The organism is Nitrosospira sp. Nsp14, assembly GCF_900113575.1.
Classification (GTDB): Bacteria; Pseudomonadota; Gammaproteobacteria; order Burkholderiales; family Nitrosomonadaceae; genus Nitrosospira.
The window spans coordinates 1-13,155 of the sequence record NZ_FOPV01000024.1 but is presented as its reverse complement, the minus strand read 5'-3'; the positions used below and the strand labels follow the sequence as shown (position 1 = coordinate 13,155).

Below are 13,155 nucleotides of genomic sequence, written 5' to 3'. Positions count from 1 at the left end.
GAGTGGTCCCATCTCTTTTTGGCAAGGTAGCCTAGAAGTATCACTTCCATCACGGCTCCGTCTTGCGCCGGGTGGAGGGAGTAGTGGGGCGTGTGCTGAGCTGCCTCCACTCGCGCAGGTCAGATCTCGCACAAAGTTCTTTCAAAAAGCTAAAAGCGGCATCCAGATTGCTCCTCGCCTCCAGACTGAGCGGTTCTCCCAGTTCGAAGCGCTCACCGCGGACCTCCAGAAGATAGGCGGACGGCGGAGTTCCGTACATATCCTGGTAAGCATGGAGCACGGCGGCGGGGCTCATGACATGGGAACTGTAGCTCGTATCTTTTTGCGGCTGCAGACGGGAAAAAGCATACGGCGCAGTACAGGAAACGCTTGCGTCGATGAACAGCACCTTGTCACGGTCTTGCAGATCGAGTGCATGTTCTACCTGGAGCTGAAAGTCGGTAAGCACCTCGACATGGGGTAGATTTATCGCTTCCAGGCGCTCCAGCAGCAGGGGTCCGAGCGCATCGTCGCCCCGACTCGGGTTGCCATAGCCAAAGATCAGCAAGGGTGCCCTTAAATTGTTCAAGTCCTTCAAGTCCTGTACTGCCCGTCAGAATCCTTGAGAAGGCGCTGAACCATTTTTCCTTCTGCATCCATCAGCTCAACTTCCAATGGCATTTTGCCAATGGCATGGGTAGCGCAGGAAAGGCAAGGATCGAAGGCGCGAATTGCCACTTCTATATAATTGAGCAGCCCTTCGGTAAGTTCTTTTCCGTCCAGATATTGCAGGGCTACCCGGCGTATCGCTTCGTTCATTGCTTGGTTATTATGCGTTGTGGCAACAATCAGGTTCGCGCGCACGATTTGCTCATCTTCATTGATATGGTAGTCATGGATCAGCGTGCCCCTCGGCGCTTCGATAACCCCGACGCCCTGCAATTGCCGTTCGCCCACATGCACGAGATCATCGCTAAGCAGATCATCATCCTGCAATAGTTCCTGTATCGCCTCCGCGGAATGCAGCATCTCGATCATGCGCGCCCAGTGAAACGCAAGCGTTGCGTGCCTCGCGCTGCCTCCCCCAAACTCCTTGAATGTCCTCCGCTCCGCATCCGCTAGAGGCGTCGGGATGAAATCGCAATTGTTGACGCGTGCGAGCGGCCCCACCCTGTACCAGCCTGCTTCCCTGCCTTGGGAGCGTATGAAAGGAAATTTCATATAAGACCAGGATTTCACCTCTTCATGAATGTAATCCGAATACTGCCTGTAATCCACGTGGTCAAAAATGGTTTGGCCTTGTTCGTCAACCGCGCGCAAGCCGCCATGGTACAAATCCATCGCGCCGTCATCACGCACGAGGCTCATGAAGCTGGAGCGGTACGAACCGAAGCCATTATGAAACTCAGGCTGCTTGCTAAAAATAGCCTCGATCAGTTTCACCGCGCCCAGGCTCCATTGAACGACCTGATCGATGTCTTTCAGCAAGTAATCCCGGTCATCCCGCGAGAGGTTTCTGCTCATGCCGCCCGGAATTACGCCCGTGCCATGTACGCGTTTGCCGCTGGTGACCCTGATAACCTCTTGACCAAATTTCCTTAGCGCAACCCCCTGCCGGGCGATATCGGGGAAACCCGCCGCAAGGCCTGCAATGTTCCGCTTTCCCACATCTGCGTCAAAACCGAAGAGCAGATCAGGCGATGAGAGATGAAAAAAATGCAGGGCATGGGATTGCAGCATCTGGCCCATATGCATGAGGCGGCGGAGCTTGTCCGCCGGTGGCGGCGGCGTAGCGCCTACGATCACGTCCATCGCCTTGGACGCAGCAAGATTGTGGCTCACCGGGCAAATGCCGCAGAGGCGCTGCACCAATACCGGCACCTCTGTGTAGGGACGCCCCTGGACGAATTTTTCGAAACCGCGGAATTCGACGATGTGAAAGCGCGCCTGATGCACGCGGTTATCCTCATCCAGCAGCAGTGTGACTTTACCGTGGCCTTCGACCCTGGTGACGGGCTCGATCACGACTCGCTTCAGATTTGCGGGATTTGCGGCGGTTTCCAGTTCGGAAGGCATTCGATACTCCGGTTGAGGAAACCTTAATCATAGCGCAGCAATTTATAGTCGATTTCCGGTTTCCTTCCCTCGATCAAGTCGGTAAGAAAGTTCCAGATCGCGTCCGGTGAGGGAGGGCAACCGTTCAGGAAGTAATCCACTTTCACCACTTCGTAAATCGGATATACCTTATCAAAAGGCAGCGGCAGCTCCGGATCGTTGGGTATCTGATTGCCTTCCGTTCCCGGGTCGTACAAATACACCTCCTGAAAGCAATCCCATAAATCGATATTGTTGCGCAGGGCGGGAACATTTCCCGTGATTGCGCACGGGCCAATCGCGACTAGCACCTTGCAATTATCCCGGAATTCCCTCAGCACGCGCGCGTTCTCGGCATTGCTGACGCCGCCTTCGACGATGCCAATGTCACACGGCCCGCAATGCTTGATGTCGGTAAACGGGCTGCGGTCGAATTCGACCATCCCCAGAAGGTCGAACAGCCTTTCGTCGATATCGAGCAGCGAGGTATGGCAGCCGAAACACCCAGCCAGGGAGCAGGTGGCAATCTTGACTTTGCTGATTCTCGCTTGGTTATTCACCGTCCGGCTCCGGCTGTTTCACTTGGCCCAGATGGAATTCGCTGAGCGTCTTCTGATCGAAGGTGCGCTTCCCGATAGGAATTGTGTAACCTTTCCGTTTGATCAGGATTGCCCCAGTGGGGCAAATATGAGCGGCCTTGTCGGTTACCGCCATATTGGTGTCTCCCAGCCTGCCGCTCTCGGAATTCACCACCAGATGGGAATCTATGCCGCGACCGGAGATACCGAATACATTCTTTTTGTCGATGTCCCGGCTGGCGCGGACGCAAAGCTCGCAGAGGATGCAACGGTTGAGATCCAGAAAAATATCCGGGTGAGATGCATCCACTCTCCGCGGCGGATAGAAATGCGTGAAGTGTGGGCTCTCCATGCGCAGGTAGTAACCCGCGGCCTGCAACTGGCAATTCCCTGACGCTTCACAGGCCGGGCAGATATGATTGCCCTCAACGAACAGCATTTGCACCAGCGCCTTGCGATCCTCGTTCAGCTCGGGCGTGTTGTTTGTCACCACCATGCCATCTGAGGCGGGCATGGTGCACGACGTGACGTTTCGTCCATTCGCGTTGACTACACACAGCTTGCAGCTGCCGTGCGGCTTGAGCTCCGGGTTGTGGCAAAGACGCGGAATATAAACCCCAGCCGTCAGCGCGGCATCCATGATGGTCTGGCCATCCTCGAATGGCAGGGTTTTTCCGTCAATGGTAATGGCCTTGTTCATGGCAGATGCGCCGCCGGGTCGTCCCTTCCGGTAATCCTGCGCGCAGTCTCCAGCGCGGCATCAAGATCGAAAGCGGGTTCGAATGACAGGTTCCTGAGCTTTTGCTCGTAGGCGCCGGGAAATTTTTCCAGCATATCCAGCACCGGATTCGGGGCGGTATGCCCCAGTCCGCAGTGGCTCATGGTTTTCATGAGATGCCCCAAGTGCTTTAATTCCTCCAGATCTGATGCAGTGCCGTGGCCGTTTGCGATTTTGTCCACGATTTTTTTTTGCAATTGGGTTCCGACCCTGCAGGGTGTGCAAAATCCGCAGCTCTCGTGTGCGAAGAAATCGGCATAATTGCGCACAGCCTGCAATATGTCGCGTCCGCGCTTGAAAATAGTAAAGGCACCCGCTGTTGGCAAATCCTCAAATGAAATGCGCCTGTCGAGTTCCTTCCATGAAATGAGAACACCGGAAGGTCCGCCGACCTGGACCGCGTAGGCTTCATCCACCCCGCAATCGTCAAGGATTTCCTGCACAGAGGTGCCAAATGGGTATTCGTAAATGCCGGGCCGGGCACAGTCGCCCGAGATACTGAGGATCTTGCTGCCGCTGGATTGCCATGTCCCTATCTTGCCAAACCACTTACCTCCGCGAAACGCGATGATGGCAGCACAGGCAAATGTTTCCACATTGTTCACCACGGTCGGCTGATCAAGATACCCATGGGTTGCCGGATAGGGCGGCCGATTGCGGGGTCGGCCCCGCTTGCCTTCCAGTGACTCGATTAATGCCGATTCTTCCCCGCAGATATATGCCCCAGCCCCTACATGGATTTCAATATCGAAATCGAACCCGGTCTCTCCGAAAATGTTGTGCCCCAACAATCCGTCCTCGCGCCGCCGTTTCAGTATCCCTTCGAGTTTTTCCAACAGAAATAGGTATTCGCCGCGCAGGTATAAAAGGCCCTTCGCGCAACCCAACAATCTCGCCCCAACAGTCATTCCTTCAAACACCAGATCGGCATAACTGTTCAGCAATACGCGGTCCTTGAAAGTACCCGGTTCGCCTTCATCCGCGTTGCAAACGATATAGCGCATGCTGCCGGGCGCGTTCCGGCAACCGGTCCACTTTTCGGCGGTGGCATACCCTGCCCCGCCGCGTCCCCGCAATCTGGATAATTTGATTTCGGCCAATGTAGCGTCTGGGCCGCGTGCGAGCACCGCCCCGATGGCGTTGCCAGATACGAACGGCTTATCGAGCAGCATGCCCGTCTTGCGGATATTGTCGTTGACCTCGAACAAAGCGGACGGCCAGTTCGAAACCGGCGATTTGCCAAGTATCAAATCGGCGATGAGATCGATGCGGTCGCTGGTGAGATTAGTAAGTGGCTGCCCGTTGACCAGCGCGGCCGGCCCGTGATCACACATTCCTGTACAGGAAGTAAAAGCGGCACTGACCAACCGATCCTCCGACACCTTGCCCGGTTCCAGCCACAGCTTACTGCAGAACTGCCGCATCAACTCCTGGTTACCAACCATCTGATCAGTCACATTATCTGAAAAGAGGACACGGTAATTGCCAGCGGGCTCAAGCGACAGGAACGAGTAGAAGCCCGCAGCGCCTTCCACGCTCACGCGTGGGAGATTGAGATGCCGCGCAATAGAGGTGATGGCTTCAGGAGGAATAAAACGGTATATCTCCTGCACTTGGATCAAGATTTGAAGCAGGCGATGGGGCTCGCAGTCATGCGCTTCGCATAATGACGCGACCTGTTGCTCAATGTTGGAAAAATTTTCCGGCGGCATTATTGATTTTTAGCATATCCTGGGAAGCGGATCGTCCTCCAGCTCGTCGAGGATACGTTCCCCTCCCAGTTCTGTTTCAAGGACAACTTGCGCACGACCAATGTTGAGGCTGCCGATAACCGCAGCTTCGCGCCCCTGTGGCAGCGCTTGCACCCGTGCGAGCGCGTCCTGAGCCTGAGTTGGTTCCACAACCACAACGACCCGCCCTTCGCATGCTAGATAAAACGGGTCATACCCCAGCATTTCGCACACCGCCGCCACTTGCTCGCGCACGGGGATTGCAACCTGCGCCAGTCGCGCTTCGAGACCGGTAGCCCGGCAGATTTCGTGGAGTACGGTCGCAAGACCGCCGCGAGTCGGGTCACGCATGAAACGCAAACCGTCAAGCGACAGCAACGCCCGCGTCAGGGGAAACACGCTGGCTGCGTCCGACAGCAACTCACCACTGAGACCGAACTGTTCACGCGCCAGCATGACGGCGATGCCGTGATCCCCTATCGGGCCGCTCACCAGTATCGCGTCCCCGGGGCGAATACGATTTAGTCCGAGTTCAACATTTTTGGGCCGCACGCCCACCCCCGTTGCTGCGAGATAGAGTCCACCTCCTTCCCCACGGGGTAGAACCTTTGTGTCGCCGGCCACCACGGCGATATTCGCTTCCCGTGCTGCAGCGGCAAGACTGGCGACAATGCGCTCGAGTCGGGCTATCTCGAACCCTTCCTCTACAAACGCGTTTAGGGTCAAATAGTGTGGTGTCGCGCCGCATACGGCCAGGTCATTTACCGTTCCGTGCACTGCCAGAGAGCCGATCGTGCCGCCGGGGAATTCCAGCGGCTGCACCGTAAACCCGTCCGTGGTTACCATAATTACGCCGTCCATGAACGGCAACGCAGCCGCGTCTGCCTGCACATTGAGCAAGGGGTTGGCAAGATGACGCGCAAATACAGTTTCAATCAGTTCGCGCATATAGCTGCCGCCATTCCCGTGGGCCAAGCTGATGTGGGTTTCATCCATGCGCAAAAGCCGCCTCTGCTAACTGGCCCAGCGCGATACCACCATCATTGCACGGTGTCTTCTCGGGTAGGTACGCATTGAATCCCGCGGCCGCAAGCTTCGACACGGCCAACTCGGCAAGCAGCTTGTTCTGGAACACGCCGCCGGTGAGACCTACCCGATCGAATGGGGTTGATGTGTGTAGGCTTTGTGCCTGGGCTACAATGGAACCCGCCAGGCTCTGATGAAATTGCATTGCCCTTTGCGGGATCGGAACAGCCTTGTTCAGCAATGCGGGTATGAGCGGCTTCCAGTCGACGACGAACAAACCGGAGGACTCCTGGGACAGGGGCAAATCAATTGCACCTGTGTTGCCCCCTGCTTCTTCCTCGGCGATGTTTTCAAGGTACATTCCGGCCTGACCTTCGTAGCTTGCCTGCCCGACCAACCCCAGCAGGCCTGCGCCCCCGTCAAAAAGTCGTCCAACGGCGGTGGTAACAGGCGCATTCAATCTTTTTTCCCAGGCGTTTTTAAGCAGTGACAGAGCGGGTTCGCCGGGTAGATCTATACCGCATTCCCAGCAGAGCGCCGCAGCGGAACGCCAAGGTTCGCGTGCGGCCCGCTCGCCCCCCGGCAGGCGAAACGGATGCATACTTGCAACGCGGCGCCAGGCGCCGGCGCGCCCAAGCAGCGTCTCGCCGCCCCATAAGGTACCGTCTTCCCCCAGCCCAACGCCGTCCCAAGTGAACATCAACCAAGTGATGTTCTGCGAATGCTCGATGGCCAGTGCGGACGCATGGGCATGATGGTGCCAGACGCGGATGAGCGGTAAACCTTGACGAGCGGCCCAGCGGCTGTTCGCATATCCACTGTGAGCATCGCAAACGATAGCTTGAGGCACTACCCCGTACAACCGCCGAAAATCGGAAATAACCTGTTCGAACACTGCCACGCTCCGGGGTGCATCCAAATCGCCAATATGGGGTGAAACGACGGCCCGCCCGTTCCACCCCAAGGCGATGCTATTTTTCATATGCCCGCCAACGGCCAGCAGTGGCCGCGAAAACAGGCAGGGCAAGTCGAGTTCAACCGGGGAAACACCCCGGCCTGCCCGAATCAGACGAGCTTTTCCCGCAATGATACGGCCTACGGGGTCGTCCGCCGGACGGGCAATGGGGCGATTGTGGTGGAGAAAAAACCGCGTTACCTGGGCCAACCGCGCTTCGACTTCTGCGTTGTCGGTCAGCACCGGTTCTCCGCTCACGTTTCCTGAGGTCGCCACCACCGGTTTATCGAGCTCATCCAGCAATAAATGATGCAAGGGACTGTAGGGCAGCATGGCGCCGATTTCCCTGATCCCCGGGGCAATGGATTCTGGCAACATCGAATTCCTGCACCTGCGCAAGAGCACGATAGGCCGCACGGGCTTGCACAGCAATGCATGACCCAAAGGGTCAATCTCCAGTTCCTGCCGCATTTGCTCGAGGCCGTCTGTACCCCGCCACGGGAACATCAGTGCCAGCGGTTTGTGAGGCCGGAATTTGTTGGCCCGCAGCCGCGCGATGGCGGCCTTATTGTACGCGTCACATATCAGGTGATAACCACCGATCCCTTTCACCGCCAGGATCTCGCCCTGCCGCAGAGCGGTCACGGCAGCAGCCAGCGCAGGCGCGCCCTCAACCACGCCGCTGGGGGCGGAAAGACGAAGTTGGGGTCCGCAGGCAGGACAGGCCGTTGGCTCGGCATGAAAGCGGCGATCGCAGGGATTCTCATATTCCGCTCGGCACGCGGGGCACAGCTCAAATCCTGCCATTGTCGTATTTGGACGGTCATAAGGCAGTCTCGTGATCAGGGTATAGCGGGGCCCGCATTGGGTACAGTTGATGAAGGGATAGCGATAACGCCGATCGCCGGGCGTCAGCATCTCGCGCTTGCAGTCATCGCATAGAAAATAATCCGGGGGAATGTGAATTCGTTCTTCTGCAGCCGCCGCGCTGGCGATGATTTCGAAGCGATCCCGCTTCCGGTAGGAGATTTTTTCCGCTCGGATCACTTCCGGTTTTGCCAGTGGCGGCGCCTCGGCGAGCAGTGCGGCAGCAAATGCTTCCAGCATGTTTTCTTCACCCGCCGCTTCGATCAGAACCTGCCCCGAAGTATTCTGAACGTGCCCTGTCAAGCTGAATCGCCGCGCCAGGCGAAAGACAAACGGGCGAAAGCCGACGCCCTGCACCCGTCCCGCAACAAGCCAGCGGCGGGCCTCGGGTTCGCCCGGTTGAACTTTCTGCTGATCTTTCATGTTTATGCCTGGGGTAGCAAGGGGAAGGCAGGAACCAAGGTGCAATGCCAGCCGCCGTTAGGCGTCATTTTCTGCAGGCTTCTGAGCCAAGGCCGAAACGGGCGCATCATCCGGGGTAGAGCTCTCAGCCGCTGTCGTATTTGCTCGTACGCCCGCAGCCCACCATATTCGGCAGGCGCCTTCGTCAGATACCATGCAGGGACCCACTGGTGTTTTCGGGGTGCAGGCGCGGCCATAAATCTTGCATTGGTTTGGATTTATCTTTCCCAGAACCACGCTCGCACATTCGCAACCGGGCGGCATCTGGCCGGCGCGCTTGCGCCCCTCGGTATCGAAAACAGGGAATTGAACCCGCGCATCGTTTTTTGCAAAGCGCTGGTTGAGCGCGAAACCGGAAGCGGGAATAACACCGATGCCACGCCAATTGGCATCCGTATCATGCAGCGCTTCCGCAATTTGCATCTGTGCGGACCGGTTTCCGCCCGGTCGAACCAGCTCCGGATAACAGTTATCCAGGAAGCGTTTGCCCTCAAGGAATTGGCGCAATACGGAATACATGGCTGCCAGCAGCGAGACGGGCTTAAAGCCGGCTACGGCGGTGGGAATATCGTGTTTTTCAAAGACGAAATTCCACTCTTCAGGCCCCATGATCGTAGAGACATGGCCTGGCGCCACCAACCCATCGAAGCCGGGCGTGTCGGAATCAAGCAGCATTGCGACTGCGGGCCATGTGCGCCGCCCGGACAACAGGACGGACAAATTCTTCGGCACCCCCTCCAACAGCATTGCCGCGACCGGCGCCGTAGTAGTCTCGAACCCGGCAGCGAAAAAAACTACCTGCCGCTCCGGATTTTGCCGCGCGATTGCTACTGCTTCGCGCGGACTTGCAATCGGTCGCACATCCGCACCTGAGGCCTTCGCCTGCTCCAGCGAACGCACCTCCCTTTTCGGCACATTCACGGGCACGCGCAGCATGTCTCCAAAGGCAACCAGAATTACATTTGCGCGCAGCGCGAGTTGAATTGCCTGGTACACATCCTCTTCCGGGCACACGCATACTGGGCAGCCGGGCCCGGCTATCAATTCGACGGATTTGGGGAGCGCGCTTCGAATGCCCGCCATGGTGATCGAGCGCTCATGTCCGCCGCACACATTCATGATTCGCACGCGACTGCCCCGTCCGCCAAGCGGCAGCGCGTGGATTTTCTTAAGCCAGTCCTGTGCGCTAAGGCTCATACGAGTGCCCGTATACCGGGGGGTACCGCGTCCGGTTGCCCACGAGGTTTCGTGGTAGCGTCACCGGACGGCGATTGCTCACGTTGCTGCGCCAGTTCCAGCCTTAGCCATTCCAGCCAGCCCTGCAGGTTCAGGTTCTTGCGCGATGAAAGACTGATGAACGGTGCCCTGCTGGCGAGGTTGCGAAGATACGACTCCGCCCGGACCGGGTCGAAATCATCCAGCACGGGCAATAAGTCGCTTTTGGTAAGAAGGACTAAATCGGCGGCGCGGAACATCACCGGGTATTTCGCAGGCTTATCGTCGCCCTCCGCTGCCGAGAGCAGGACGACGTTCCTGTGCTGACCCAGGTCGAAGCTCGCAGGGCACACAAGATTTCCGACGTTCTCGATAAACAGAATGTCGAGTTCGTTCAGCGGAAATTCATGTAAGGCGTCGTGCACCATGTGCGCATCCAGGTGGCAGGCAGACCCGGTTGTGATCTGGTGCGCCGACACGCCCTTGGCCCGAATCCGTTCGGCGTCGTTTTCAGTTTCAAGATCGCCCTCGATCACCCCGATGCGATATTGGTCGCGGAAGGCGTCAATCGTCGCTTCGAGCAGCGCGGTCTTGCCTGCGCCCGGGGATGACATCAGGTTTATTGCCAGCAGCCCGTGCCTGTCGAAATGCTGCCGGTTGTGTTTCGCCTGGTCATCGTTACCGGCCAACAGATTCTTCAGCACCGAAACGGCGGTATGGCCATTTACGGGTTTGTAGGCGAGTTCGCGATTGCCAGGGGTGATATTGCAGCCGCACGTGTCGCACATCGTCAGACCTCAAGTGGTAATCAGCTCAACGCGCATGAGCGTCAGTTCCTCGCCGCACACAACCCTGGTCAGATAGCTTCCGCAGGCGCGGCATGTCAGCAAATTCGGCTCGGCTTCGCTTTCGAAACCACACACTTCGCAATGCACGATGAGCAAGGCCGGCTCTATCTCAAGTGTCGACCCGTCGGCCAGGGTCCCGGCGCTGGCAAAGGGATAGGCGTGCTGAAGCAATGGCGTTTCGACTCCCGAGAGTGGGCCGATTCGAAGTCTCACAGATTGCACTCTTAACGCCCCATTCTTCAGTGCAATGCGCTCCACCTCTGCAATTAAAGCCACACAGAGAGAAAATTCATGCACTTCCCGCCCCGGAAGCAAGAATTTCGTCATGAAGCTCCCAGGCTGAGCGCGCATCACTTTCGTTCATTTTCTGAATGGCATACCCCACGTGCACCATTACGAAATCCCCGAGCGCGACCTCTTCCCCCTGAAGCAAGTACAGGCTGGCCTCGCGCCTCACGCCCTTTGCCTCGCAAAGGGCGTTAAAGCCATCGATATCGATTATTTGCATTGGAATGCCAAGGCACATGAAGTTATTCTGGACCTAATTTCATATCAATTCAATCACGGCCTGTCATATTTTTCGATACTGCACGGGAGTCACTTGACTTGTGTTATGGGAACTAACGGAGGCTCATAAATGGAACTGGCTCAGCGCTACAGGGCTCCTTATCTGCTTTACGAGAAAGAGCTTTCCTGAAAACGATCCCTGATCTCTTCCAGCTGAGCCCGGTTCTTGATAAGCGCCTCGACGCAATCCGGGTCGAGCTTCCTCCCTGCAAGCCTACGCAATTCCTCGAACGCATCGTCCATGTTCCATGCTTCCTTATAGGGACGATGGCTCGTGAGCGCATCGAAAACATCCGCTACAGCAACGATGCGCGATTCGATTGGAATATCGGTGCCGCGCAGGCCGTGGGGATAACCTTCCCCGTCCAGGGTTTCGTGGTGATATTCCGCAATGTTGCGGAGGATGTTGAGATATTGGAAAGATTCCAATCCAAAATCGCGCAACATGCCATCGATCAGCTGCCGGCCCTTTTCCGAGTGCGTTTTCATGACCTCCCGCTCGCCGGCATCGAGCAAGCCGGCTTTAAGCAGGACACTATCGGGAATACCGATTTTCCCGATATCGTGCATCGGCGAGAACAAAAACACACGCTCAATGTATTCGTCATCGAAACCATATTTTGGCGCAAGCTCTTTTGCCACGATTCTGGCATAGCGCGACATTCGTTCGAGGTGGCTGCCCGTCTCGGTATCACGCAAGTTGGCGAAGTTGCGAGCAGCATGGACGGTGGAAATGAGGGTACGGAGCGAGGTTAACTCTCCTACCACGACCAACGAAATGAGATGGGCAAACATATCCAGGATGCGCAACACCTCTTCGTCAAAAACATCCCTCCGGTAAGAGTTGAAAAAAACGAATCCGAAGAAATCACCGTTGAAGTACATCGGTACGGTGTAGCTTGCGCCGTAGCCCTGTGCAGCGATGCGATGGGTATGCTCGTGGGCGCCTTTGGCAAATACCGTCAAGTCATTCACGACACGAGGCTTGCCACTTTCCCTGATCTCCTGCAGCGAGCGCGCTTCGCTCAACTTGGCCTGATACTGAGCAAGCGGATTCGCTTCCGCGCTGCTATGGATAAAGGTCTTGAGCTCGTCCGTCTTAGGATCGTAGATTGCCACTGCTACCCGGTTTATAAACTCAAAGCGCTTGTTTAGCACGTCGTGCAGGCTTTTTAGCTTGTCAGTGAGCGGACCTTGACGATTAAGGGCCTCGAGGGTGTCCTGATGATCAGACATATCAAATTTGACAGAACCTGCCTTCATCTGACTACTATTTGCATAGCGGGGTTTTATGGTTGTTCGGATTCACTTTGTCCCATCCATCTCACACGTTATTTATAGATGAACCACAAAGGAAAACAAGGGAGAGATCAAGCTCGGGCCAAATGTCGCAAACTTCGGCGTGGGTGATCACGTCCTGATTTCGTGCATCACGTCTTGCGGCAGATGCATGAACTGCAAGAAAGGAATGTATTCACATTGCGAAAGTGCAGGTGGTTGGATATTAGGAAATCTAATTGACGGGACTCAAGCAGAGTATGTCCGGATTCCATTTGCAGACAATAGTCTTTATCCCATTCCCGCTGGCGCCGACGAAGAAGCGCTTGTCATGCTGAGTGATATCTTGCCAACGGGTTTTGAATGCGGTGTAGTCAACGGCAAGATCAAACCAGGTGATACGGTAGCGATTGTCGGCGGCGGACCAATCGGGTTGGCAACATTATTGACGGCACAGTTCTATTCGCCAGCGGAAATTATTATGGTGGATATCGATGACAACGTCTTGAAGTCTCCCAAAAACTGGGAGCGACTAAGATCATCAACAACAGCGATGGGAAGGCTGTTGAGAAGGTGCTGGCACTGACCAACAACAAAGGTGTGGACGTTGCGATAGAAAAAATTGGAGGCGGGCATATGCTCCTAAGGTCAGGACAGAATACCGAACGCTATTGATGTTAACCTGTAGTAGTTTCGATTTAATCTGACAGTAGGGCCTTGCCAAAGGTGGGGTTACCCGGTTTGATAGAGGTGCGAATCTTTATCAAATTGAGCGCTG

14 protein-coding genes are annotated in these 13,155 nt (G+C 56.3%); 2 read left to right on the top strand and 12 right to left on the bottom strand.

What is annotated here, in order from left to right; all coding sequences use genetic code 11:
- Positions 1-49: 49 nt before the first annotated feature.
- From BM022_RS13575 to BM022_RS13520, 12 genes are all read right to left on the bottom strand, one after another.
- The gene (locus BM022_RS13575) at positions 50-568 is read right to left on the bottom strand and encodes a hydrogenase maturation protease (RefSeq protein ID WP_218146890.1); all 519 of its coding nucleotides are present in this window, start codon (positions 566-568) and stop codon (positions 50-52) included.
- A 5-nt stretch (positions 569-573) separates the two neighbouring features.
- Entirely contained in the window at positions 574-2,055 is a 1,482-nt protein-coding gene (locus BM022_RS13570) for a Ni/Fe hydrogenase subunit alpha (RefSeq protein ID WP_091140152.1), read from the bottom strand.
- 23 nt (positions 2,056-2,078) lie between these two features.
- Positions 2,079-2,633, bottom strand: coding sequence for an NADH-quinone oxidoreductase subunit B family protein (locus BM022_RS13565; protein ID WP_091140150.1), 555 nt, complete (start codon positions 2,631-2,633; stop codon positions 2,079-2,081).
- Entirely contained in the window at positions 2,626-3,351 is a 726-nt protein-coding gene (locus tag BM022_RS13560; RefSeq protein WP_091140149.1) for a 2Fe-2S iron-sulfur cluster-binding protein, read from the bottom strand. Before BM022_RS13560 ends, BM022_RS13565 begins: the two co-directional genes overlap by 8 nt.
- Positions 3,348-5,141 carry an NAD(P)H-dependent oxidoreductase subunit E gene (locus tag BM022_RS13555; RefSeq protein WP_091140147.1) on the bottom strand — a complete coding sequence of 598 codons (1,794 nt, stop codon included), beginning with the start codon at positions 5,139-5,141 and terminating at the stop codon, positions 3,348-3,350. The genes BM022_RS13560 and BM022_RS13555 overlap by 4 nt, the downstream gene beginning before the upstream one ends.
- A 9-nt stretch (positions 5,142-5,150) precedes the next feature.
- Positions 5,151-6,155, bottom strand: a complete 1,005-nt coding sequence (gene hypE / locus BM022_RS13550; protein ID WP_091140145.1) for a hydrogenase expression/formation protein HypE — start codon at positions 6,153-6,155, stop codon at positions 5,151-5,153.
- Entirely contained in the window at positions 6,148-8,430 is a 2,283-nt protein-coding gene (gene hypF, locus BM022_RS13545; protein WP_177191736.1) for a carbamoyltransferase HypF, read from the bottom strand. Before hypF ends, hypE begins: the two co-directional genes overlap by 8 nt.
- A 57-nt stretch (positions 8,431-8,487) precedes the next feature.
- Positions 8,488-9,666 carry a hydrogenase formation protein HypD gene (gene hypD, locus BM022_RS13540; protein ID WP_091140143.1) on the bottom strand — a complete coding sequence of 393 codons (1,179 nt, stop codon included), beginning with the start codon at positions 9,664-9,666 and terminating at the stop codon, positions 8,488-8,490.
- Positions 9,663-10,472, bottom strand: coding sequence for a hydrogenase nickel incorporation protein HypB (hypB, locus tag BM022_RS13535; RefSeq protein ID WP_091140141.1), 810 nt, complete (start codon positions 10,470-10,472; stop codon positions 9,663-9,665). The genes hypD and hypB overlap by 4 nt, the downstream gene beginning before the upstream one ends.
- A gap of 9 nt (positions 10,473-10,481) precedes the next feature.
- Positions 10,482-10,859: a hydrogenase maturation nickel metallochaperone HypA/HybF gene (locus tag BM022_RS13530; RefSeq protein WP_256209184.1), complete on the bottom strand. Its 378-nt coding sequence runs from the start codon at positions 10,857-10,859 to the stop codon at positions 10,482-10,484.
- Positions 10,822-11,058 (bottom strand): HypC/HybG/HupF family hydrogenase formation chaperone, encoded by a 237-nt coding sequence (locus tag BM022_RS13525; RefSeq protein WP_091140137.1) that lies wholly within the window; start codon positions 11,056-11,058, stop codon positions 10,822-10,824. Before BM022_RS13525 ends, BM022_RS13530 begins: the two co-directional genes overlap by 38 nt.
- Positions 11,059-11,207: 149 nt before the next feature.
- Positions 11,208-12,335, bottom strand: coding sequence for an HD domain-containing phosphohydrolase (locus BM022_RS13520; RefSeq protein ID WP_091140187.1), 1,128 nt, complete (start codon positions 12,333-12,335; stop codon positions 11,208-11,210).
- 133 nt (positions 12,336-12,468) lie between these two features.
- On the opposite strand from BM022_RS13520, the gene BM022_RS13515 reads away from it, so the two are divergent.
- Both BM022_RS13515 and BM022_RS16490 read left to right on the top strand, forming a co-directional pair.
- Entirely contained in the window at positions 12,469-12,963 is a 495-nt protein-coding gene (locus tag BM022_RS13515) for an alcohol dehydrogenase catalytic domain-containing protein (protein ID WP_256209190.1), read from the top strand.
- A complete protein-coding gene (locus BM022_RS16490) occupies positions 12,900-13,052 on the top strand; it encodes a hypothetical protein (RefSeq protein ID WP_371264338.1) in 153 nt (50 codons plus the stop codon). Before BM022_RS13515 ends, BM022_RS16490 begins: the two co-directional genes overlap by 64 nt.
- Positions 13,053-13,155: the final 103 nt, after the last annotated feature.

Bases quoted from the DNA above. Each gene is read 5' to 3' on its own strand.
- hypF (WP_177191736.1), bottom strand. From the start codon at position 8,430: ATGAAAGATCAGCAGAAAGTTCAACCGGGCGAACCCGAGGCCCGCCGC.
- BM022_RS13530 (WP_256209184.1), bottom strand. From the start codon at position 10,859: ATGACGAAATTCTTGCTTCCGGGGCGGGAAGTGCATGAATTTTCTCTC.
- BM022_RS13560 (WP_091140149.1), bottom strand. From the start codon at position 3,351: ATGAACAAGGCCATTACCATTGACGGAAAAACCCTGCCATTCGAGGAT.
- hypD (WP_091140143.1), bottom strand. From the start codon at position 9,666: ATGAGCCTTAGCGCACAGGACTGGCTTAAGAAAATCCACGCGCTGCCG.
- BM022_RS13520 (WP_091140187.1), bottom strand. From the start codon at position 12,335: ATGTCTGATCATCAGGACACCCTCGAGGCCCTTAATCGTCAAGGTCCG.
- hypE (WP_091140145.1), bottom strand. From the start codon at position 6,155: ATGGATGAAACCCACATCAGCTTGGCCCACGGGAATGGCGGCAGCTAT.
- hypB (WP_091140141.1), bottom strand. From the start codon at position 10,472: ATGTGCGACACGTGCGGCTGCAATATCACCCCTGGCAATCGCGAACTC.
- BM022_RS13555 (WP_091140147.1), bottom strand. From the start codon at position 5,141: ATGCCGCCGGAAAATTTTTCCAACATTGAGCAACAGGTCGCGTCATTA.
- BM022_RS13525 (WP_091140137.1), bottom strand. From the start codon at position 11,058: ATGTGCCTTGGCATTCCAATGCAAATAATCGATATCGATGGCTTTAAC.
- BM022_RS13570 (WP_091140152.1), bottom strand. From the start codon at position 2,055: ATGCCTTCCGAACTGGAAACCGCCGCAAATCCCGCAAATCTGAAGCGA.